Origin of the sequence: Planomonospora sp. ID82291 (assembly GCF_015711645.1) — a bacterium.
Lineage (GTDB): Bacteria > Actinomycetota > Actinomycetes > Streptosporangiales > Streptosporangiaceae > Planomonospora.
Map to the genome: position 1 here is coordinate 280,223 of NZ_JABTEX010000002.1, position 21,904 is coordinate 302,126.

General features: G+C 73.0%; 20 protein-coding genes and 1 tRNA gene. 13 read left to right on the forward strand and 8 right to left on the reverse strand.

Annotated features, from left to right (window positions below; all coding sequences use genetic code 11):
* Nucleotides 1–370 precede the first annotated feature (370 nt).
* From HS045_RS12225 to HS045_RS12280, 12 genes are all read left to right on the forward strand, one after another.
* Nucleotides 371–442: transfer RNA gene (locus HS045_RS12225), tRNA-Gln, on the forward strand.
* Nucleotides 443–606: 164 nt separating this feature from the next.
* Nucleotides 607–2,061, forward strand: a complete 1,455-nt coding sequence (gene glmU / locus HS045_RS12230; RefSeq protein ID WP_196451396.1) for a bifunctional UDP-N-acetylglucosamine diphosphorylase/glucosamine-1-phosphate N-acetyltransferase GlmU — start codon at nt 607–609, stop codon at nt 2,059–2,061.
* Nucleotides 2,058–3,035 (forward strand): ribose-phosphate diphosphokinase, encoded by a 978-nt coding sequence (locus HS045_RS12235; RefSeq protein ID WP_196451398.1) that lies wholly within the window; start codon nt 2,058–2,060, stop codon nt 3,033–3,035. Before glmU ends, HS045_RS12235 begins: the two co-directional genes overlap by 4 nt.
* Before the next feature lie 190 nt (nt 3,036–3,225).
* Complete coding sequence (locus tag HS045_RS12240; RefSeq protein WP_196451400.1) at nt 3,226–3,855, forward strand: 50S ribosomal protein L25/general stress protein Ctc; 630 nt, start codon at nt 3,226–3,228, stop codon at nt 3,853–3,855.
* A gap of 53 nt (nt 3,856–3,908) precedes the next feature.
* On the forward strand, nt 3,909–4,523 hold the full coding sequence (pth, locus tag HS045_RS12245; protein ID WP_196451402.1) for an aminoacyl-tRNA hydrolase: 615 nt from the start codon (nt 3,909–3,911) through the stop codon (nt 4,521–4,523).
* A 126-nt stretch (nt 4,524–4,649) separates the two neighbouring features.
* Complete coding sequence (locus HS045_RS12250; RefSeq protein ID WP_307827485.1) at nt 4,650–6,095, forward strand: sugar transferase; 1,446 nt, start codon at nt 4,650–4,652, stop codon at nt 6,093–6,095.
* Nucleotides 6,095–6,949 (forward strand): 3'(2'),5'-bisphosphate nucleotidase CysQ, encoded by an 855-nt coding sequence (locus HS045_RS12255; RefSeq protein ID WP_196451404.1) that lies wholly within the window; start codon nt 6,095–6,097, stop codon nt 6,947–6,949. The genes HS045_RS12250 and HS045_RS12255 overlap by 1 nt, the downstream gene beginning before the upstream one ends.
* Nucleotides 6,950–6,982: 33 nt before the next feature.
* Nucleotides 6,983–7,897, forward strand: coding sequence for a sulfate adenylyltransferase subunit CysD (gene cysD / locus HS045_RS12260; RefSeq protein ID WP_196451405.1), 915 nt, complete (start codon nt 6,983–6,985; stop codon nt 7,895–7,897).
* Nucleotides 7,898–7,958: 61 nt separating this feature from the next.
* Entirely contained in the window at nt 7,959–9,221 is a 1,263-nt protein-coding gene (gene cysN, locus HS045_RS12265) for a sulfate adenylyltransferase subunit CysN (protein WP_196451406.1), read from the forward strand.
* A 111-nt stretch (nt 9,222–9,332) separates the two neighbouring features.
* Nucleotides 9,333–10,295, forward strand: a complete 963-nt coding sequence (locus HS045_RS12270) for a sulfotransferase (protein ID WP_196451407.1) — start codon at nt 9,333–9,335, stop codon at nt 10,293–10,295.
* A complete protein-coding gene (locus HS045_RS12275; RefSeq protein WP_196451408.1) occupies nt 10,292–11,236 on the forward strand; it encodes a glycosyltransferase family 2 protein in 945 nt (314 codons plus the stop codon). The genes HS045_RS12270 and HS045_RS12275 overlap by 4 nt, the downstream gene beginning before the upstream one ends.
* 110 nt (nt 11,237–11,346) lie before the next feature.
* Entirely contained in the window at nt 11,347–12,252 is a 906-nt protein-coding gene (locus HS045_RS12280) for a WecB/TagA/CpsF family glycosyltransferase (protein ID WP_307827486.1), read from the forward strand.
* A 16-nt stretch (nt 12,253–12,268) separates the two neighbouring features.
* Here the strand turns inward: HS045_RS12280 and HS045_RS12285 are convergent, their stop codons facing one another.
* Genes HS045_RS12285 through HS045_RS12305 form a run of 5 tightly spaced genes read right to left on the reverse strand, consistent with a single transcriptional unit; the run spans nt 12,269 to nt 17,426 of the window.
* Nucleotides 12,269–13,171 (reverse strand): sulfotransferase, encoded by a 903-nt coding sequence (locus HS045_RS12285; protein WP_196451409.1) that lies wholly within the window; start codon nt 13,169–13,171, stop codon nt 12,269–12,271.
* A 25-nt stretch (nt 13,172–13,196) separates the two neighbouring features.
* Nucleotides 13,197–14,054 carry a sulfotransferase domain-containing protein gene (locus HS045_RS12290; protein WP_196451410.1) on the reverse strand — a complete coding sequence of 286 codons (858 nt, stop codon included), beginning with the start codon at nt 14,052–14,054 and terminating at the stop codon, nt 13,197–13,199.
* A complete protein-coding gene (locus tag HS045_RS12295; RefSeq protein ID WP_196451411.1) occupies nt 14,051–14,950 on the reverse strand; it encodes a hypothetical protein in 900 nt (299 codons plus the stop codon). Before HS045_RS12295 ends, HS045_RS12290 begins: the two co-directional genes overlap by 4 nt.
* A complete protein-coding gene (locus HS045_RS12300; protein ID WP_196451413.1) occupies nt 14,947–16,242 on the reverse strand; it encodes an O-antigen ligase family protein in 1,296 nt (431 codons plus the stop codon). The genes HS045_RS12295 and HS045_RS12300 overlap by 4 nt, the downstream gene beginning before the upstream one ends.
* Nucleotides 16,239–17,426 (reverse strand): YveK family protein, encoded by a 1,188-nt coding sequence (locus HS045_RS12305; RefSeq protein ID WP_196451415.1) that lies wholly within the window; start codon nt 17,424–17,426, stop codon nt 16,239–16,241. Before HS045_RS12305 ends, HS045_RS12300 begins: the two co-directional genes overlap by 4 nt.
* A 325-nt stretch (nt 17,427–17,751) precedes the next feature.
* On the opposite strand from HS045_RS12305, the gene HS045_RS12310 reads away from it, so the two are divergent.
* Nucleotides 17,752–18,825 (forward strand): hypothetical protein, encoded by a 1,074-nt coding sequence (locus tag HS045_RS12310; RefSeq protein WP_307827487.1) that lies wholly within the window; start codon nt 17,752–17,754, stop codon nt 18,823–18,825.
* On the opposite strand, the gene HS045_RS12315 is transcribed toward HS045_RS12310, so the two are convergent.
* The 3 genes from HS045_RS12315 to HS045_RS12325 all read right to left on the reverse strand — a co-directional run bounded on the left by HS045_RS12315 (nt 18,709) and on the right by HS045_RS12325 (nt 21,877).
* On the reverse strand, nt 18,709–19,662 hold the full coding sequence (locus HS045_RS12315; RefSeq protein WP_196451417.1) for a sulfite exporter TauE/SafE family protein: 954 nt from the start codon (nt 19,660–19,662) through the stop codon (nt 18,709–18,711). The two genes, HS045_RS12310 and HS045_RS12315, sit on opposite strands and share 117 nt — an antisense overlap.
* A 133-nt stretch (nt 19,663–19,795) precedes the next feature.
* Nucleotides 19,796–21,082, reverse strand: coding sequence for an adenylyl-sulfate kinase (cysC, locus tag HS045_RS12320; RefSeq protein ID WP_196451419.1), 1,287 nt, complete (start codon nt 21,080–21,082; stop codon nt 19,796–19,798).
* 78 nt (nt 21,083–21,160) lie between these two features.
* Nucleotides 21,161–21,877: a bifunctional 2-polyprenyl-6-hydroxyphenol methylase/3-demethylubiquinol 3-O-methyltransferase UbiG gene (locus tag HS045_RS12325; protein ID WP_196451421.1), complete on the reverse strand. Its 717-nt coding sequence runs from the start codon at nt 21,875–21,877 to the stop codon at nt 21,161–21,163.
* Between the last annotated feature and the right edge of the window lie 27 nt (nt 21,878–21,904).

Consider the following 21,904-nt stretch of genomic DNA (forward strand, 5'->3'; position numbering starts at 1 on the left):
CGGGAAGGCGGTGCGTTCTGCTTGCCTACGCAACCGTAACCTACGCAACAGTAAGTTAGAAGCCCTGAAGCGGCAACGCGGTGAACAGGACTCTTTCCCGGCGATTTCCTGGCATCACCGTGACGTGCCGTCCTCCGGTCGGCCTGCTAGGGATCCCGTCGCCGTTCCGCTGCCCTCCCCGCTGATCGCTAATCCTGCCTGCGCCTTCCCGTCCGCCGCGGTCGTACGGCGGGCGGGCGGCGGGTGCGGGGCGGGTGCACGGCGGGCGGCGGGGTCCGCAGGAAGGCGGAGATCGGCGCGCACCGGAACGGAAGGGCTCGGTATCGTAGGGGTGTCCGACCTTCGGAGTCCGTCCGAATCGTTGGATCGATCCGGCATTGGGTAATTGGCAGCCCCCAAGGTTTTGGTCCTTGTTGTCCAGGTTCGAGTCCTGGTGCCGGAGCTGTGATGTTTATCCGGTTTGGTAGGCGGCTGGTCGGCTGGGGGGATTCCCGGGGGGAAGGTATCCTCACGTTGTCGAGCGGGTGACGGTGCGGTGCCCTGGCGGTAGCCGTCGGTCATCCCGTTTCGTCATGTCTCAGCCGCGATGCCGAGGGAGCCTCGCCCGTGAGTGTGCCGCGTCCGGCCGCCGTCATCGTCCTCGCCGCAGGCGAGGGCACCCGGATGAAGTCGAGAACACCGAAGATCCTCCACGAACTGTGCGGTCGCGCGCTGGTCGACCACATGCTCGCCGCCGCCCGAGGGCTGGAGCCCGAACGGCTGATCGTCGTCATCGGCCACGAGCGGGAGCGGGTCCGGGCGCACCTGGAGGTGAGCGGCCCCGACGTGCTGGCCGTGGTCCAGGAGGAGCAGAAGGGGACCGGTCACGCGGTGCGGACGGTCCTGGAGGCCGTCGGCACGGTCGCCGGCACGGTCCTGGTGACCTACGGGGACACGCCGCTGCTGCGCACCGGCACCCTGGCGGGACTGCTGGAGCGGCACGCCGAGGACGGCAACGCCGTCACCGTGCTGACCGCGGAGGTCCCCGACCCGCACGGGTACGGGCGGATCGTCCGCGACCCCTCGGGGGCGGTCCTGGCGATCGTCGAGGAGAAGGACGCCGATCCGGAGCAGCGGGCGATCAGGGAGATGAACTCCGGCGTCTACGCGTTCGACGGCCTGCTGCTGGCCGACGCGGTCAAGCGGGTGTCGGCCGCCAACGCCCAGGGCGAGGAGTACCTCACGGACGTGCTGTCCATCCTGCGCGAGGACGGCCACCGGGTCGGCGCGCACGTCGCGGCGGACCACGTCGAGGTGGAGGGTGTCAACGACCGGGTGCAGCTGGCCTTCGCGCGCGGGGTGCTCAACGCCCGGCTGCTGGAGGGGCACATGCGGGCGGGGGTGACGGTGGTCGACCCGGCCAGCACGTGGGTGGACGTGGACGTCGTGCTGGGGCGGGACGTGGTGGTCCACCCCGGCACCCAGCTGCAGGGCCGTACGACGGTCGCGGAGGGCGCGGAGATCGGCCCGGCCTGCACGCTGACCGACACGGTCGTCGGCGAGGGGGCGGTGGTCCGCAACGCGGTCTGCACGGGTGCGGAGGTGGGGCCGGAGGCGACGGTCGGGCCGTACGCCTATCTGCGGCCGGGCGCCGTGCTGGGCCGCGGGGCCAAGGCGGGGACGTACGTCGAGCTGAAGAACGCCCGGGTGGGCGACGGCTCGAAGGTGCCGCACCTGTCCTACGTGGGCGACGCCACGATCGGCGCCGGGTCGAACATCGGCGCGTCCTCGGTCTTCGTCAACTACGACGGAGTGAACAAGCACCACACGACGGTGGGCGACCACGCCTTCGTCGGGTGCGACACCATGCTCGTCGCGCCGGTGAACATCGGCGACGGCGCCTACACCGCCGCGGGTTCGGTCATCGACTCCGACGTCCCCGCCGGGGCGATCGGGGTGGCCCGGGGGCGGCAGCGCAACATTGAAGGGTGGACGGTGCGCAAGCGCCCGGGCACCAGATCGGCGCAGGCGGCGCAGCGGGCCGCCGAGGCCGGAGATCAGCAGGGGAGCACCTCCGAATGAGCAGCATCAAGCAGACCGGCGAGAAGAAACTGATGTTCTTCTCCGGGCGCGGATATCCGGAGCTGGCGGAGGAGGTGGCCAGCCACCTGGGGATCGGCACGAGCCCGACCACGCTGCGCGACTTCGCCAACGGTGAGATCTACGCGCGCTACCAGGAGTCGGTCCGGGGCTGCGACGCGTTCGTGATCCAGAGCCACACCGAGCCGATCAACCAGTGGGTCATGGAGCAGCTGATCATGGTGGACGCGCTCAAGCGCGCCTCCGCCAAGCGGATCACCGTGATCATGCCGTTCTTCGGCTACGCCCGGCAGGACAAGAAGGGCCGGGGCCGCGAGCCGATCACGGCCCGGCTGATGGCCGACCTGTTCAAGACCGCCGGCGCCGACCGGCTGATGTCGATCGACCTGCACACCTCGCAGATCCAGGGGTTCTTCGACGGCCCGGTGGACCACCTGTTCGCGATGCCGGTGCTGGTCAACTACCTGAAGGACAAGCTGGACCTGGCCAACACGACGGTCGTCTCGCCGGACACCGGCCGCGTGCGGCTCTCGGAGCGCTGGGCGGACACGCTGGGCACCCCGCTGGCCTTCATCCACAAGCGCCGCGACCTGGACATGGCCAACCAGGTGAAGGTGAACGAGGTGGTCGGCCGGGTGAAGGGCCGCACCTGCGTGCTGATCGACGACATGATCGACACGGCGGGCACGATCTGCAAGGCGGCCGACGCGCTGTACGAGCAGGGCGCGACCGACGTGGTGGTGGCGGCGACGCACGCGGTCTTCTCCGACCCGGCGGTGGACCGGCTGAAGAACTCGCGCATCTCCGAGGTCATCGTCACGAACACGCTTCCGCTGGCGGAGGACAAGCGGTTCGACAACCTGACGGTCCTGTCGATCGCGCCGCTGATCGCGCGGGCGATCACCGAGGTGTTCAGCGACGGCTCGGTGACGAGCATGTTCGAGGGCGACAGCTAGACGAGTAAGTCCGGATCGCGTCCGTCCGGATCGCGTCCGTCCGGATCGCGTCCGCCTCCCCGCGGGGAGGCGGACGGAGTCCTGCGCCGAGCCGATAGGCTGTGCAGGTTGCGCGCGCTCGTAACGCCTTCCGCTAGGGCGGGTGAGGGGGAGCGCGCTTCCACCGCCGAGGATCCCTAGGAGATCTGCCGTGTCTGAAGTAGTCATCGCCGCCGAATCGCGTACCGGGTTCGGCAAGGGCGCCGCCCGCAAGATCCGCCGCGAGCACAAGGTGCCCGTCGTCCTCTACGGGCACGGCACGGACCCCCGGCACCTGTCCCTGCCGGGGCACGAGCTGCTGCTGGCCCTGCGCACGCCGAACGTGCTGATCCGCCTCGAGGGCGCGGTCACCGAGCTGGCGATCCCGAAGGGCGTGCAGCGCGACCCGATCAAGGGCTTCCTGGAGCACGTCGACCTGCTGCTGGTCAAGCGCGGTGAGAAGGTCACCGTCGACATCCCGGTCACCGTGGTCGGCGAGGTCGCCGACGGCATCCTCGACCAGCAGATGGTCTCGGTCTCGGTCGAGACCGAGGCGACCCACATCCCCGAGGGCGTCGAGGTCGACGTCGCGGGCCTGGAGGTCGGCGCCCAGATCAGCGCGGGCGACCTGAAGCTGCCCAAGGGCACGACGCTGGTCGCCGACCCGGAGGCGCTGGTCCTGATCGTCTCCGGCGCGCAGGCCGCGGAGCCGGTCGAGGGCGAGGCCGCCGAGGGCGAGGCCGCCGAGACCGCCGAGGGCGAGTCCGCGGAGGCCGCCGCCGAGGGCGAGTCCGCCGAGTAGTTCTCTCTGCTACACCTGTCAGGGCGGCCCGGCACCGGGCTGCCCTGACGCGCATGGAAGGGGTGCCGGCTGTGGACCGCTGGCTGGTGGTCGGCCTGGGCAATCCGGGGCCGGAGTACGCCGGGAACCGGCACAACGCGGGGTTCATGGTGCTGGACGAGCTGGCCGCGCGGGCCGGCGGGCGGTTCAAGGCGCACCGGTCGCGGGCCGAGGTGCTGGAGGGCCGGCTGGCGGACGCCCCCGCGGTCCTGGCCAAACCGCTGTCGTTCATGAACCTGTCGGGCGGCCCGGTGAAGGCGCTGGCGGACTTCTACAAGGCCGATCCGGCGCGGGTGGTCGTCGTCCACGACGAGCTGGACGTGCCGTACGGCGCGCTGCGGGCGAAGTTGGGCGGGGGCGACAACGGCCACAACGGGCTGAAGTCGATCACGAAGTCGCTGGCGACCCGGGACTACCTGCGGGTGCGGTTCGGCATCGGCCGCCCGCCGGGCCGGATGGACACCGCGGCGTACGTCCTGCGGGACTTCGCGACCGCGGAGCGCAAGGACCTGGCGTTCCTGGTGGACCGGGCGGCGGACGTGGTGGAGTCGCTGGTCCGGGTGGGGCTGGAGGCGACGCAGAACGCCTTCCACGCCGTCGATCTGAAACCGTCGGGTCCGCCCCGCTAGCGGAGGCGCCCCGCGGGCCGGGGGCGGCTCGCGGAGGCGGGTGTTCGGGCGTTCGCCCCCCGTTCCTTCTCCTCGCCGATACCATTCCATTACTGTCCGTAGGTGAATGGTTACGCGGAGGGGTGCGTGCGCGACGTAACGGCTCTCCATGTGGTGTCGGGGCCCGTGCCGGCGGCGCGCTGGCGGGAGCCGGGCTGGGTGCGCGGCCATCGGGTACGGGCGGTCGTCGCCGACTTCGGGTGCGCCTCCCTGTCGGGCGCCCTGGCGTTCTTCGTGCGGTTCGGCGAGGTCACGCCGTACGTCGTCCCCTATGTGGTGCTCAGTGCGGCGCTGCCCGTCGTGTGGGTGTGCGTGATCGCGCTCAACCGGGCCTACGAGGCGCGGTTGATCGGTCTGGGACCGGAGGAGTTCCAGCGGGTCCTGCAGTGCGGCTTCATGATCACCGCGGCGCTCGCGGTCGGTGCGTACGTGACGAAGACCGAGGTGGCGCGCGGTTACGTGGTGCTGGCGGTCCCGCTGGCCACGGCCCTGACGCTGCTGGCGCGCTACCGCCTGCGCCGGGCCCTGCACCGCAGGCGGGTGCGGGGCGGGTGCATGCGGCGGGTGGTGGCGGTGGGCCACCGGGCGGCGGCGGCGGAACTGGTCGGCCGGCTGCGCCGGGAGCGCTACCACGGCATGGAGGTCGTGGGGGTGTGCGTGCCGCGCGGCGGCGGTCCCGAGGTGGCGGGGGTGCCCGTGCTGGGCGGCCTGACGGACGTGCCGCTGGTGGTGGGGCAGGCGGAGGCGGACACGGTGGCGGTGCTGGCCTGCCCGGAGATGGACGGCACGGCGCTGCGGCGGCTGGCCTGGCGGCTGGAGAAGACGCACACGGACCTGGTGGTGGCTCCGGCGCTGATGGACGTGGCCGGGCCGCGGACCACGATCCGCCCGGTGGCGGGCCTGCCGCTGCTGCACGTGGACCACCCGGAGCTGGCGGGGCTCCGCCAGGTGGTCAAGACGCTCTTCGACCGGGTGGGGGCGGGGGCGCTGCTGGTGCTGCTGGCGCCGCTGCTGCTGGTGCTGGCGCTGGCCGTACGGGCGTCGGGGCCGGGACCGGTGCTGTTCCGGCAGACACGGGTGGGCCGGGACGGCGCGGAGTTCACGATCTACAAGTTCCGGACGATGGTGACCGACGCGGAGCAGCGGAAGATCACCCTGATGAGCGACGACGGGGGGGTGCTGTTCAAGATCCGGAACGATCCGCGGGTGACCCCGGTCGGCGCCTGGCTGCGCCGCCACTCCATGGACGAGCTGCCGCAGCTGATCAACGTGGTGCTCGGCCACATGTCGCTGGTGGGCCCCCGGCCGCCGCTGCCGGAGGAGGTGGCCCGGTACGGTGACGACGTCCGGCGGCGGCTGCTGGTCCGGCCGGGGATGACGGGGCTGTGGCAGGTGAGCGGGAGGTCCGACCTGGGCTGGGAGGAATCGGTCAGGTTGGACCTGCGTTACGTGGAGAACTGGTCCCTCATGCTGGACCTGCAGATCCTGTGGAAGACTTGGTCGGCTGTCGCGCGAGGGGCTGGAGCTTACTGATGACGATTCGCGACGATCATGTCCTGGCCGGGGATCTGGCGGCGGAGGCCGGTGAGAGGCTGCTGGCGCTGCGGGAGAAGGAGGGTTTCGGCGATCCGTCCGCACTGCGGGCGAGAGGCGACGCCGAGTCCCACCGGTTCCTGACGGAGGCCCTGGCGCGGCTGCGCCCGAGCGACAGCGTGCTGTCGGAGGAGGCGACCCAGCAGGAACGCCTCGCCTCCCGGCGGCTGTCGGCGGAGCGGGTGTGGATCGTCGACCCGCTGGACGGCACCCGCGAGTTCGCGGAGGAGGGCCGGGCGGACTGGGCGGTCCACGTGGCGCTGTGGGAGCGGGGCGCGCTGACCGCCGGGGCGGTGGCGCTGCCCGCGCAGGGCAGGACGCTCTCCACCGCGGAGCCGCCGGTGCTGCCCGGCCCGCTCCCCGCTCCGGCGGCGGGCACGGTAGCGGGCGCGGTGGCGGGCGCGGTGGCGGGTACGGAGACGGGCGCGCGGGCGGTCATCCGGCCGGGCGGCGGCCGGGTGCGGATCGCGGTGAGCCGGACGCGCCCGCCGGAGTTCGTGCAGAAGCTCGCCTACCTCGTCGGCGCGGACCTGGTGCCGATCGGCTCGGCGGGAGCGAAGATCTCGGCGGTGCTGACCGGCGAGGTGGAGGCGTACGTGCACGCCGGCGGCCAGTACGAGTGGGACTCGGCGGCTCCCGTCGCGGTGGCGCTGGCCTCCGGGGCGCACGCGAGCCGGATCGACGGCTCCGCGCTGACCTACAACCAGGACGACCCCTCGCTACCGGATATTCTGGTATCCCTACCAGGACTGGCGCCAACGCTGCTCGCCGGAATCCGGGATCTGCACCGATAGGGGCCCGCCCCCAATCCCCGATGGGAGAGTCAGATGCTTCAGCGCGACTACACCACGTCGCAGCTCGACGTCCTCGAGGCGGAGGCCGTCCACATCATGCGTGAGGTGGCGGCGGAGTTCGAGCGCCCCTGTCTGCTCTTCTCCGGGGGCAAGGACTCCATCGTGATGCTCCGCATCGCGGAGAAGGCGTTCTGGCCCGCGCCGATCCCGTTCCCGCTGATGCACGTGGACACCGGCCACAACTTCTCCGAGGTCATCGAGTTCCGCGACCGGCGGGCCGCGGAGCTGGGCGCGCGCCTGGTCGTGGCGTCCGTCCAGGACTCCATCGACGCCGGGCGCGTGGTGGAGGAGACCGGCCGCCGGGCCTCCCGCAACCGCCTGCAGACCACCACGCTGCTGGACGCGATCGAGGACCACGAGTTCGACGCGGTGTTCGGCGGCGCCCGCCGCGACGAGGAGAAGGCCCGCGCGAAGGAGCGGGTGTTCTCCTTCCGGGACGACTTCGGCCAGTGGGACCCGAAGAACCAGCGGCCGGAGCTGTGGAACCTCTACAACGCGAAGATCCGCAAGGGCGAGCACATCCGGGTCTTCCCGCTCTCCAACTGGACCGAACTGGATATCTGGGACTACATCCGGCGTGAGGGCATCGAGATCCCGTCGATCTACTACGCGCACACGCGCAAGGTGTTCGAGCGCGACGGCATGCTGCTGGCCGACAGCGAGTTCGTCACCCGCGACGAGGACGAGCCGCTGCTGGAGATGACGGTCCGCTACCGCACGGTCGGCGACATCACCTGCACCGGCGCCGTGCAGTCCACCGCCGCGACCGTCGAGGAGATCATCGAGGAGATCGCCGCGACCCGGATCACCGAGCGGGGCGCCACCCGTGCCGACGACCGCGCGTCGGAGGCCTCGATGGAGGACCGCAAGCGGATGGGCTACTTCTGATGCGGCTCCTCCCCTCCCCGTCCCCCAGCGCACGCCGTACGACCTCTGGAGAGCAGAACTGATGGACATCCTCCGCTTCGCCACCGCGGGAAGTGTCGACGACGGGAAGTCGACCTTGATCGGCCGGCTGCTCTTCGACTCCAAGGCGATCTTCGAGGACCAGCTCGAGGCGGTCGAGCGCACCTCCCGCGACCGGGGCACCGAGTACACCGACCTGTCGCTGCTCACCGACGGCCTGCGGGCCGAGCGGGAGCAGGGCATCACGATCGACGTGGCCTACCGCTACTTCGCCACGCCCAAGCGCAAGTTCATCATCGCCGACACCCCCGGGCACATCCAGTACACCCGCAACATGGTCACCGGCGCCTCCACGGCGGACCTGGCGGTCGTGCTGATCGACGCGCGCAAGGGCGTGCTGGAGCAGTCGCGCCGGCACGCGTTCCTGACGACGCTGCTGCGCGTCCCCCACCTGGTGCTGGCCGTCAACAAGATGGACCTGGTCGACTACTCCCAGGAGCGGTTCGAGGAGATCCGCGAGGAGTTCACCGCGTTCGCCTCGAAGCTCAACGCGCCGGACCTGACGTTCATCCCGATCTCGGCGCTGCACGGCGACAACGTGGTCTCCCGGTCGGAGAACATGCCGTGGTACAACGGCTCGTCGCTCCTGCACCACCTGGAGAACGTGCACATCGCCTCCGACCGGAACCTGGTCGACGTGCGCTTCCCGGTGCAGTACGTCATCCGCCCGCAGAAGGCGACCGACCCCGCCTTCCACGACTACCGCGGCTACGCGGGGCAGGTGGCGGGCGGCGTGCTCAAGCCCGGCGACGAGGTCGTGCACCTGCCGTCCGGGCTGACCACGCGCATCGCCTCCATCGACACCTTCGACGGGCCGGTGGAGGAGGCGTTCGCGCCGATGTCGGTCACCCTCCGGCTGGAGGACGACATCGACATCTCGCGCGGCGACATGATCTGCCGCCCGAACAACCAGCCGCACGTCGCGCAGGAGGTGGAGGCGATGGTCTGCTGGATGACCGACGCCTCCAAGCTGGCCCCGCGCACGAAGCTGACGATCAAGCACACCACCAGGACGGCCCGCGCGCTGGTGCGCGACCTGCACTACCGGCTCGACGTCAACACCCTGCACCGCGACGAGTCGGCGACCGCGCTCGGCCTGAACGAGATCGGCCGGGTCTCGCTGCGCGTCACCCAGCCGCTGTTCGTGGACGACTACGCCCGCAACCGGCTCACCGGCGGTTTCATCCTCGTGGACGAGGCCACCAACAACACCGTCGCGGCCGGCATGGTCGTCGACGCGCGGTAGCCGGTCGGTCACTCGGCGCAGGTAGATCCTTTGACCGTTCACTGACTGCGAGGTTACTCTCCGCGATATCGTCGGCACGTTCCGTATCCATAACGGTGAGGATTCGTGCCTGTGTCTGTTCGTCCGTCGCCCACCCGGGTGGTCTTCCTGGGCGGGCTTGGCCGTAGCGGGACCACGCTGCTGGAGCGCCTGCTCGGCGAGCTCCCCGGCTGCGTCGCCCTCGGCGAGGTGGTCCACCTCTGGGCACGGGGGGTGCTGGCGGACGAGGCCTGCGGCTGCGGCGAGCCGTTCGGCGCGTGCCCGTTCTGGCGGAAGGTCGGCGACCAGGCGTTCGGCGGCTGGTCCGCGGAGCGGGCCGAGCGGGTGCTCGAACTGCGGCGCCGGGTGGACCGCACCCGGCGGATCCCGGGCCTGGCCCGGCTGCTCGCCGAGGAGCGGGCCGGCGCCGGGGCGTGGCGGTCGCCGACGGCGACCGAGGAGCTGGGCGAGTACGCCACCGCCTACCGCCGCCTCTACGAGGCGGCGGCCGAGGTCGCCGGCAGCCCGGTCGTCGTCGACTCCAGCAAGCACGCCTCCCTGGCGTTCTGCCTGGCGGCGGCCGGAGTCGACGTGCACGTCGTGCACGTCGTGCGCGACCCCCGCGCGGTCGCGCACTCCTGGCGCCGCAGGGTCGTGCGCCCGGAGAACGGCACCCTCATGACCAGCTGGTCGCCCGCCTGGACCGCGCTGCACTGGCTGACCCAGAACCTCGGCCTCGAACTGCTGGCCCGCGAGGGCGTGCCCGTCACCCGCATCCGCTACGAGGACCTGCTGGGCTCTCCCGCCAGGACGCTGCGCCGCCTGGCCGCCGGGCTCGGCGTCCGCCCGAGCCTGGGCTTCCTCGGCGACGGCGAGGCCGAGCTGTCGGTGGCGCACACCGCGTCGGGCAATCCCATGCGGTTCACCGCCGGCCGGATCGGCCTGACGCGGGACGACGGCTGGCGCACCGGCGCCCCGCCCCGGCAACGGAGTCTGGTCACCGCACTGACCTGGCCCCTCATGCTCAAGTACGACTATCCCTGGAGGCTCTCGTGAGTCCATCGGTGGGCGTGGTCATCCCCACGCGCGGAGACCGGCCCGACCACCTGCGCGCGGCCACGTGCGCCGCTCTCGCGCAGGACTACCCGGGCTCCGTCGAGATCGTCGTCGTCGTCGACGGCGGGGAGCCGTCACGGGTGGCCGGCCAGGTGGCCGACCTCCTCGCGGGACGGGCCCTGGCGGTCCGGGGGCGGACCTCACCGGGGGAGCGCGGCGTGCGGGTGCTGGCCAACCGGCTCACCCCCGGCCTGCCGGGTGCGCGCAACACCGGCATCGCCGCCCTCGGCACCGATCTGGTGGCCTTCTGCGACGACGACGACCGGTGGCTGCCGGGGAAGGTCGCCGCTCAGGTCGCGGCGGTGGAGGCGGAGCCGGGAGCGGAGTTCGCCAGCTGCGCCATCGAGGTGGAGCACGGCTCCCGCCGGATCCCCCGCCTGGCCGGCACCCGCCGGGTGACCCGTGAGCAGCTCGTCCGCTCGCGCATGGTGATGGTCCACTCCTCGACGTTCCTGTTCCGGCGCGGAGCCCTCTGGGTGGACGAGAGCGCCCCCGCGGGCCAGAACGAGGACTGGGACCTGGCCCTGCGCGCGGCCGGCCGCCGTCCGATCGTGCATGTCGACCGCCCGCTGGTGCGGGTGCGCTGGGGCGGTTCCATGTACGCGACCCGCTGGGCCGATCGCATCGCAGGTCTGGAGTGGATGCTGGCCCGGCACCCGGATCTGGCCGTAGACCCGCGCGGCGCGGCGCGGATCTACGGCCAACTCGCCTTCCACCACGCGGCCCTGGGCCGCCGGAGGGAGGCGGGCCGCTGGGCCTGGCGGGCCTTCACCGCCAGGCGCGGCGAACCCCGCGCGCCGATCGCCCTGGCCGTGGCCCTCGGCCTGGTGCCCGCGCAGGCGGTCCTGCACCGCCTGCACCACCACGGACACGGCATCTGATGCGGGCCGGGGCGGGCCACGCGCCGGTGGTCGCGGACGGGCGTCTGGCGATGGCCCTGACACCGGACGCCCCGCGGGGCCCGGCAGGGCCGGCGGGAGCGGCGAAACCGGTGAAGGCGGTGAGGTCGGCGCTCGCCGCGGACCCGGTGCGGGCGGTGCGGCCGGGACGATCCGGGAAACCGGAGAAGGCGGCCTCCGCGGGCGCGCCGGTCCCGCGGCAGCGGCCGCGACCCGACAAGGCCACCCGCAGGCGGCTCCGCCGCCGCGTCCGGGTGGCGGGTCTCGCGATCGACCCGATGACCGAGACCGAGGTGGTCGACCACGTGGTGGCCGCGTTGAAACGGGGCGAGGGCGGTCACATCGTCACCCCGAACGTGGACATCAGCCGGGCCGTGGCCCGCGATGCGGCGCTGCGCCGGCTGGTCGAGGGCGCCGATCTCGCGGTCGCCGACGGCATGCCGCTGGTGTGGGCGGCGAGGCTGCTCGGCACCCCTCTGCCCGGCCGGGTCACCGGTGCGGACCTGATCTGGTCCCTGTCGGAGGCGGCGGCCTTCTACCGCTACCCGATCTACCTGCTGGGCGGCCCGCCGGGCGTGGCGGAGCAGGCGGCGGTCAGGCTGGCGGACCGCCATCCGGGACTGCTCGTCTCCGGGGTGGACGCGCCGCCGTACGGGTTCGAGGACGTCCCCGGCGGCTACGACCGCATCCGGGAGGCGATCGTGGCCGCCGGTCCCCGGGTGGTCTTCGTCGGGCTGGGCTTCCCCAAGCAGGACCGGCTGATCGCCAGGCTCCGTGAGGAGCTGCCGGGCACCTGGTTCATCGGCTGCGGGTCGGCCATCGCCTTCGCCGCCGGGGCCGTGCGCCGTGCGCCGACGTGGATGCAGCGGTCCGGCCTGGAGTGGCTCTTCCGGCTGCTCAGCGAGCCGGGCCGGCTGGCCCGCCGCTACCTGGCCGAGGACCTGCCGTACGCGCTGAAACTGCTCACCGTCTGCCTGGTCAAGCGGCTGTTCTCCTGAGACCCGGGCCGCCCGCTCAACCGCGGGCCAGCTCCCTGACCCGCCGGGCCTCCTCCTCGCTGAGGCGACCGCCCGCCTCGGCGAGGGCCCGGCGGGAGTCCATCGGCCGGTAGGCCGTGCGGGACAGGCCGTGCCAGGCGAAGCCGCGGGCGGTGGAGCCCGGGGCCGTGCAGGCGTGGCGGATGCGGCCCTCGGCCCGCGCCGACCAGGTCAGTCCGGCCCAGTCGTACAGGCGGCGGAACCCCTCCACCGGGGCGGCGGCCAGCTCCTCGTAGCGGACCAGCAGGATCTCCGGGTGCCGGGCGGCCAGGTCGGCGGCGACGGCGGCGGCGGTCCGCCAGAGGGCGACGTTCTTGACCAGCGGGTCCTGGCAGCCGACCAGCGGACGCAGTTCCTCCACCCGGGGGTGGTCCCGGACCAGCAGCGGCTGCTCCAGCAGCTCGTGGAAGTACACCGTCCAGCCGAGCCGCCGCCAGCTCCCGGCGAACGCCACCGGGTCGCGGACCAGGATGATCACCCGGCAGCCCAGCCGGTGGGCGAACCAGCCCGCGGAGAACAGCGCGAACGGGTCGTCGAGCAGCGCCCGGCGGCCGGTCAGCCGCCCGAAGGTGAACGCGGCGCCGTACCGGACCATGCGGGCCAGGTCGTACGGCGCGCGGTTGCGGCGCAACTCGGCCAGGAACCGGTAGCGCAGGGAGACGGTGTCGGTGAAGGCCCGCAGCCAGGCCTCGTCGTCGTCGGCGCAGATGTACTGGAAGCGGTGGGTGACGTCGGCGTCGAGCACGCCGGGGGAGCGGCCCGGCCGGGGCAGCGGGTTGAGCGGCTCGTTGACGTAGACCAGCTCGCCGCCCGCCGCGAGCATCCGGCCCGTCCAGCTGGTGCCGCTCCGGGGCAGCCCGGTCACCAGCACGGGGGTCACCGGCCGCCTCCGGCCGCGCGCGGTGTCAGGACCGCCACGACGGCTCCGCGCCGAGCCAGGAGGTCAGCAGGGCGTCGGACGCCTCGAAGCGGGCGGCCAGCTCGCGGCGGAGCGACGGGGGCATCGGAGCGGGCCGGGGACGGGCGTTGTGCCGGTCGACGACCGGGTCGCCGAGGTGCGGCAGGCCGAGGAACCGCAGGACCCGGTCGTAGACGGGCGCCGGCCGGGCGAAGAACTCCCCGCTGTCCAGCACGAGGACCCGGTCCCGGCCGACCAGCGGCTCCAGCCGGGCGAGCTGCTCGGCGTAGCGGCCCCGGGCCAGGTAGGCGTGGTGGCGGTGGGCGTGGTGCGCCGAGTACGGCGCGGCGACGAGGGACTCCTCCGCCCCGGCCAGCCGCTCCTCCTCCAGCTCCACGGCCCGGGCGAAGCAGGGTTCGGTCTCGAAACCCCGGGCCAGCTCGTGGGCGTGCGCGGAGAAGGCGCGCTCGACCGGGTCGCGGACCAGCACGATCAGCTTCACCCCCGGCAGGTCCGCGGCGATCCGGGCGGCGGCCAGCGGGTGGAACAGGTAGTAGGGCGCCGACTCGAAGGCCTGGGGACGCTGGCCGTACCGGCGGGACAGGCGCAGGGTCGCCCCCCGCAGCGGGAAGTGCGCCCGGTACCAGGCCAGGCCGCGGTCGTAGGCCACGTCGAAGTAGTGCACGCCCTTGTGCAGGACGGGCTTGAGGACGAGCGGATGGCGGGCCAGCGCCCGGTAGAGCGAGGTCGTGCCGGAGCGCTGCGCCCCGACGACCAGGAAGGACGGCAGGACCCGGTTGCCGGAGGTGAGCCGTCCCGTGGTCCGGGAGACGGCGTGCACGGAGCGTTTGAGCGCGGGTCTCACGTCAGGACCTCCTGGGCGTCGACGGCGGGGTTGAGCCACGTGGCGGGCGGGCCGAGCGGCTCGTGCCCGTCGGCGGCGTGCCGGTGGGCCAGCGCGGTCAGGTAGTGGACCGCGGCCGACCGGGCCTCGCCCGCCGACAGGCCGAACGGGGCCAGCAGCGGCAGCGCCTGCGCCAGGCACGCGCGGGCGGCGGTCGCCGGGTCCATCCGGCGCAGGGCCCGCTGCAGGAAGTGGTGGAGCGCGTCGAAGCCGGGCGGCACGCCGGTGCCGAACCGCTCCCAGTCCCACACCAGCAGCCGGTCGTCCGGGCCGCGCGCGATGTTCCACGGGGAGAAGTCGCCGTGCCAGGCGAAGGGCTGCTCGCCGATCCCGCTGATCTCGCGGATCGCCTCGGTGCGCAGGTCCTCCCCGGCGGTGCCGCGCCGGACGGGCAGGGGGGACAGCGCGAGGACCGACAGGCCGCGCCAGGAGCCGTGGTGGAGCACGGTCGGCGGGACGACGGTCTTCAGCGGCGTCTCGGCGAGCAGGGCGAGCGTCCGCGCCTCGTGCGCGACGAGCTCCCGGGCGCGCTCGGTGTCGCCGATCTTGACGAAGGCGATCGGGCCGTCCGGTCCCCGGGCCTCCAGGATCGGTTTGCGGTTGGCCCGCCGGGCGGGGCGCACGTGGAGGATCACCCGGATCGGGGTGTCCAGCACCTCGCTGAGGTGGGTCTCGATGCTGTCCCGCCCGGCGGGGACCATGACCCTGCCGCCGGGGTGCCACCAGGCCCGCGGGACGAGCCGGCGGGGGAGCAGGGGGTGCGGGAGCAGGCTGTACGGCCGGGCCTCGCCGGGACCGGGGAACAGCAGGCCGATCGTCCGGTCGAGGTAGCGCAGCCGGACCCGCGCGTCGTTCATACGGTGGCCCCCCGTGCCATGGTGTTCCTCCAGAGCAGTGCGAAGGAGATCAGATAGAGGCTGAGCGGCGTGACCAGCCCGTCGTAGACGAACATGTAGAGCAGGGTGAGGATCATCACCAGGACGCCGGCCATGCCGATCGGCGACCGGTCGGACCAGTGGCGGCGGACGGCTCCGGCGAAGAACGCGACGTAGAGCGCGGCGCCGACGAAACCCTGAGTGATCATCAGATGCCAGAGCTGGCCGTCGCTGCCCAGCGGCGGGTGGCCGCAGGTGTCGCACCAGTCGCTCTTGCCGGTGGTGATCGTCCGGTAGTTGCCCCGGGCGCTGCGGTTGTTGCCGTAGCCGATGAAGGGGGAGGTGCGCGCCGCGGCGATGGTGGCCGACACGGTGAAGGCGCGGATGTCGTTGCTGTGCGGGTTGTCCAGCCGCTGGGCGACCAGCGGCTGGAGCGGGCTGAGCGCGAAGGCCAGCGCCCCGGCCGCGACGGCGGCGCAGATCGCCAGGCGGCGCCGTGCGCCCGTCCTCAGGACCAGGTAGGCGGCGGCGACGCCCAGGCCGATCCAGAGGCCGCGGTTGAGCGAGTAGACGACCGGGATCGAGGCGAGGGCGAGCAGCGCGAGCGCGGCCAGGCGCCGGTGCGGCCCGCCGTACACCCACCAGCCGACCGCGAACCAGACGAGCAGGACCGAGAGGTTGCCGCCCCAGGCGTTGGCCCACTCGAAGGGCGCCTCGGGGCGCGGGGAGGCGTGGCCGAGGACCTTCTGCATCTGGGCGGCGGTGGGGTGGATCAGGTTCTGGACGAAGGCGTTGCCGCTGATCCACCCGGGCAGGAGCCGCTCCAGGGGCGAGGTGAACTGCACGTGCGGCGCGAACACGCCCAGCAGGCCGCCCGCGACGGTCGTGACGAACAGCGCGCCGAGCATGCGGACCAGCGCGAGCTGCGGCAGTTCCTGCTCGGTGAGGTTCCCCAGGTAGAGGACCATGATCGTCAGAGAGAGGTAGAGGGCCAGGCGCATCAGGTAGCCGATCACCCGTCCCGCGCCGAACTCGCCGTAGGTGTCCGGGGGCATCTCGCCGAGCATGAGCGCGCTGACCAGGTAGCCGGCGAGCAGCAGCAGCCAGATCCCGAATCCCTTCGGCACCCGGACCGGCCGTCGCCGCCACAGGACGACCGCCATCGGGGGAGCGAGCACGATCACCGCCAGCCCGCCGAAGCCCAGCATCCACCAGACGGGGTAGCCGACGAGGAACGCGGCGATGGGCCAGCTCGCCGGGTGGGGGCCTCTCACGGGGGGAACACCCGCCTGCCGGTGGGCGGCGTCCCGTGCAGGGCGGCGCGCATGTCGGAGAGGGCGATCTCGGCGGTGGCGTCGGCCTCGGGGAGGGGGGCGCGGGGGTTCCCGCCGCCGGAGGGGATCAGCGTGCCCCCGGTGGGCTCGACGAGGCGCACGGCCCGCGGCCTGTCGGGGGCCGCCTCCGTGGCGACGACCGCACCGGCCACCGGGACGCGGCTCTCGCGCAGCTGCCGTACGGCCCGCGCCACGTCCCGGGACGACGTCCCGGGAAGGGGGATCAGCAGCACGGCGCCGTCCGCGCCCGTCAGGTCCGCCACCTCCTGGCCGGTGACGAGGTCGATGCCGGTCAGGCGGGCGAGGTCGCGGGGCTCGCGGATCCGGGTGTCGAGGCGGTCGCGGATCCAGGCGAGGCCGACTCCGGCGAGCAGGCCGATCATGAACCCGCTGCCGAGGTACAGCGGGGGGCTGGGGGTGCTGGGGCGGTCCGGGGCGACCGCCTCGCTGATCACCGAGCCCGGGGTGACCGCGACGGTCTTGAGCGCGTCGTACTTGACGGTGAGGTTGTAGACCTGGCGGCTGAGGACGCTCCGCCGCTGCAGGGCGATGGTGTGGCCGGCGGTCCCCCGGTCCAGTCCGGGCAGGTCGGCGACCACCTCGGTGAGGCTCTCGTTGACCTGCCGGAGCTTGCTCAGGAGCGTCTTGAGCTGGACGGCCAGGGCCTCGTCGGCGGCCTCGCGGCGGTGGGCCAGGTAGGCCTGGGCGTACGCGCTGGCCCCCGCGGCGGCGCTGTGGGGGTCGGCGGCGGTGTAGGAGATCTCCAGGACCGAGGTGTTGGGCGGCACGGCGACGTCGACGGGGCCGGGGCTGCTCTTGAGCGCGGCCTGGGCCTTCCTGGCGACCACGGCGGACCGGGCGATCTGGGCCTCGGTGTCGAGGTTGAGGGCCTCCCGCTGCCGGTTGGTCACCTGGTTGGTCTGCTCCTGCACGCCGGTCGGGGTCACCAGGACGTAGGTGGAGGCGGTGTAGGCGGGCGGGGTGGCCCAGAGCAGGGCGCCGCCGCCGCCGGTCCCGGCGACGAGGCAGAGCAGGAGGGTCAGCCAGCGGCGGCGGAGCAGGGACGCGTAATCCGCCAGGTCTCCGCCGGAGCGGCGGACGGGAGGGTCCGGCGACAGGCTCATGCGTGTGGTCCCTCTCGGGGCTGGGCCTCGCGGGGGGAGGCTGACGCTGGGAACCCTAGGACTATAGGCCGGAATGCTATTTTCCTGACCGCATACCTAAGATTTTCTTGGTGCGCCGACGGCCGATCACGTCGAGATAACGGGCGTTCATCCGATATTTCCCCGTCGCTGCGCCGCGCGGGCGGCACGGTCCGGCAAAGTATGCGACGCGGCACGTCGGAGAGGTGGGAGGGTGTGACCCGCGGAAGGTAAAGAAATGTGCGGACGGACCGGCTGCGAGGAACCGTTGTATCGGATAAATGCCGATTTAAGGCCAATTCTGAGGGTGTCCCTGGCCGCCGGCGCCGGCCTGGCCCTCGTACTGGGGCTGGGCGCGTGCGGCCAGGCGTCGGGCGTCGCCTCGGAGACGCCGCGGCAGAGCGCGCCCCGCGGCAGGCTGCTGGACCTGCACGCGACGTCGGCGGCGGCCTGCGAGGCCAGTGTGAAGCTCATCCCCTCGTGCGGAGCCTGGTGGGGCCTGGCCCCGGAGGTCTTCACCGGCCGGCCGCCCGACCGGGCGCTGGCCCGGGCCGAGAAGCGCATGGGCCGCAGGGCCGGTGTCGTGCACGTCTACCACCGGGAGGGGGAGCTCTTCCCCACCCCGCAGGAGCTGGCGATCGCCCGCGACCCCGCCGGGCGCAGGCTGCTGCTGGTCAACTGGAAGCCGTCGTTCGACCGCACCTGGGCGGAGATCGCCGCCGGGGCCCTGGACGAGCGGATCGACCGGCTGGCCGCGCACATCCGCACGACCTTCCCCGAGCGGTTCTTCCTGACCGTCCACCACGAGCCGGAGAACGACGTGCGGGACGACCCGGCCTCCGGGATGACCGCCCGCGACTACGCGGCGATGTACCGGCACGTGGTGACGCGCCTGCGGGCCGGCGGCGTGCGGAACGCGATCACCGTCATGACCTACATGGGTGCGCCGAACTGGGCGGCCGAGCCCTGGTTCGAGCAGCTCTACCCCGGCGACGACGTGGTCGACTGGGTCGCCATGGACCCCTACGCCGACGACCGGGTCCAGACCTTCGACGGACTGGTCAACAAGACCCGCAAGGAGTTCCCCGACTGGCCGGGGTTCTACCGCTGGATGCAGTGGCGCTTCCCGGGCAAGCCCATCATGGTCGCCGAGTGGGGGGTGTTCGAGCGCCGGGAGCAGCCGTGGTTCAAGTCGGCGTTCTTCACCTCCGTCCGCCAGGAGCTGCGGCGCTACCCGCAGATCAAGGCGCTGGTCTACTTCGACTCACCGAGCGCCCCGCGGGGCGACACCCGGTTCGACACCACTCCCGCCGGACGCCGCGCCTTCCGGGAGCTCGCCCGCGATCCCCACCTGGGCGCCACCGCGGTTCCGCAGAAGTGACCAGCCGGCCGCCCCGGCGGCCGTCGCGCCGCCCAGGATCCAGAGCGTGGCCGCGTTGCCCACGCCGAGGAGCTTGAGCGCCGAGGCCAGCAGCACCACCGCCAGCAGCGCGCGGATGACGCCGCCGGGGGCCCGGGAGGAGATCCGCGCGCCGAGGTAGACGCCGGGGATCGAGCCGACGAGCAGCGAGGTGGTGAGGTCGAGCTGGAAGTCGCCGAAGAACAGGTGGCCGAGGGCGGCCGAGGCCACCAGCGGGACCGCCTGGACCAGGTCGGTGCCGACGAGCTGGTTGGCGCGCAGCGCCGGGTAGAGCGCGAGCAGCGCCACGATGATCAGGGATCCGGAGCCCACCGAGGAGATGCCGACCACGACGCCTCCGACCATACCGACCAGTAAGGTCGGGATGGGGCGCACGGTGATCTCGTCGAGGTCCGCCGCGGCCGGGCCCTCGTGCCGGGCCAGCCAGGCCTTGGCGACCAGGCCCGCGACGGCCAGCAGCAGCGCGACGCCCAGGGCGTACTTGACCGTCTGCTGGACCTGCTCGCCGTCGCCGAAGGCGCGCGCGATGAGCACCCCGCTGAAGGCGGCCGGCACCGACCCCGCGCACAGCCAGCCCACCAGCCGCAGGTTCACGGTGCCGCGGCGCATGTGCACGACCCCGCCGACCGGCTTCATCACGGCCGAGGCCACCAGGTCGCTGGAGACCGCGGCGAGCGGCGGCACGTTGAAGAACAGCATCATCATCGGCGTCATCAGCGCGCCGCCGCCCATGCCGGTCAGGCCGACGACGATCGCGACGAAGAACGACCCGATCACCAGGGGAAGGTCGATGCCCATCAGGCGCTCACCGCTTCCTCGCCCGCTCCGCGGGCGGTCCGTGTCCTCGGCGTCCCCGGCGTGCTCGGCGTCCCCGACAGTCCAGACATCCCGGAAATCCCCGGCATCCCCGGCGTCCGGGCGGAGGTCCCGCTCATCGCACCCAGCCCCCCTGCAGGAGGGGGTCCAGTACGGCCGCCACGGCCTGCCCGACCGTGATGCCGGTGGTGTCGACGACCAGGTCGGCGTCGTCGGGCTCCTCGTAGGGGGCGGAGATCCCGGTGAACTCGGGGATCAGCCCCGCCCTCGCCTTGGCGTACAGGCCCTTGCGGTCGCGCCGCTCGCACTCGGCCAGCGGGGTGGCGACGTGGACGAGCAGGAAGTCGGCGCCCACGGCCTCGACCATCGCGCGGACCTCGTCCCGCGTCGCGGCGTAGGGCGCGATGGGCGCGCAGATCGCCAGGCCGCCGTGCCGGGCCGCCTCGGCGGCGACGAAGCCGATCCGCCGGATGTTGAGGTCGCGGTCCTCGCGGGAGAAGCCCAGCCCGGCCGAGAGCAGGTGGCGGACCACGTCGCCGTCGAGGTAGGTCACCGTACGGCTGCCGCGCTCGGCGAGCGCGTCCCGCAGGCCCCGGGCGACGGTCGACTTGCCCGAGCCGGACAGGCCGGTGAAGAAGACCACCAGCCCGCGCCGGTGCGGCGGCCCGGGGAGCGTCACCGGCTCCGGGCCGGCCAGGTGCTCGGCGGCGCCGTAGGCCTCGGCGACGCGCTCGCGCAGTTCCAGGTCGACGGCGTGGTCCTCGCGGGGCGCCAGCGGCACCACGGCGACCGAGACGCCCTTCACGGCGCTCCCCGTGCCTCGGGCGCCCTTGGCACCCTCGCCGTCCCCGCCGCCTGCCAGGAGCCGGTCGCGGGCCCGCAGCGCGGCGCGGACCACCGCGGGGCCGCCCTCGCCGAAGGCCAGCGGCAGCAGCAGGACCGCCGCGCCGAGCTCCTCGGCGGTCGCCTCGATCTCCGCCAGGTCGTCCAGCGGGCCGCGCATGGTGACGGCCAGGACCTCCCGGCCGGCCAGCTCCTCGCGGACCTCGGCGGGGGTGCGGCGCAGCCGGGCGAACGGTCCGTGCTCGGGGGCGCCCAGCGCCTCGACCGGCCCGGCGGCCAGGCCGCCGGCGCGCTCGGTGACGGTCAGCGCGGCCAGCGGGGCGCCCTCGGGGTCGCGCAGGACGACCCGGTCGCCGGGGGCGGCCGGGTGGTCGCCGGGCAGCGCGAGCGTGACCGGGGCCGGCCACGGCGTGCCGTCGGCGAGCGTGCCGTGCTCGGCCACGGAGTGGGCGTCGGTCGGTCCCATGAAGCCCGTCAGGGGGTGGTAGGCGCCGGAGAGCAGCAGCTCCAGGTCGGCGAGCTCGCGGGCGTCGGGGGTCCACTCGAAGGGCGCCGTCATCTGCTCCACATTCCCGATCGACTTAGTCGGATATGGCCACTGTAGCCACTCCGGTTGTCCCACATCAACCGGTCGGGTTCAGAGCACTCGGGTGAAATAGTCCTCCGGCTTTCGAATGATCATGGTGATCTCGTCGTGCGAGGCGGGGATGCGGCCCCGCGAGACGGCCTCGATCACCGAGCACGCGGCGCGCACCAGCGGCCGGTCGGCCGCCGGGCTGCTGGTGCCGAGGAACTCGTCGGTGACCACCAGCCCCCGGGTCAGGCAGTAGGCGCGGATGCCCTCCCGTGAGATGGCCGGGCCGTACACCTTGGGCAGCGGCCCCGGCGTGCCCGCGGGGACCAGCTTGGGCCACAGCAGCCGCCGCAGCGGCCACGGGGTCAGCCGGGCGCACGTGCCGTAGGCCGACTCCCGGTCGCGCATCCGCAGCAGCAGCAGCCCGTTCGGCCGCAGGCCCCCGAGCAGCCGGTCGAGCACGAGCTCGGGGTGCTCCAGCCGCTCCAGCAGGAAGGGCGCGTAGACCACGTCGAAGGCCCGGGGCGGCACCGGGACCGACCGCAGGTCGCCCAGGGCCCAGGAGGTGAGGTCCCCCCGCGCCGAGGTGTTCGCCCGCACCACCGGGTGGTCCTCGTCGATCCCGACGACGCGGCTCTCCATCTCCAGTTTCAGCGGGTCGGGCCAGCCGCAGCCCGCGATCAGGACGTCGAGCCGGCGCCCGCGCCGCTCCGTCCACCGCTCCTGGATCCGTCGCTCGAAGAGGTCGCCCTGTGCGGCGACCGGTCGCATTCCTCTCATATCACCTAGAGTAGTCGATTGACTACG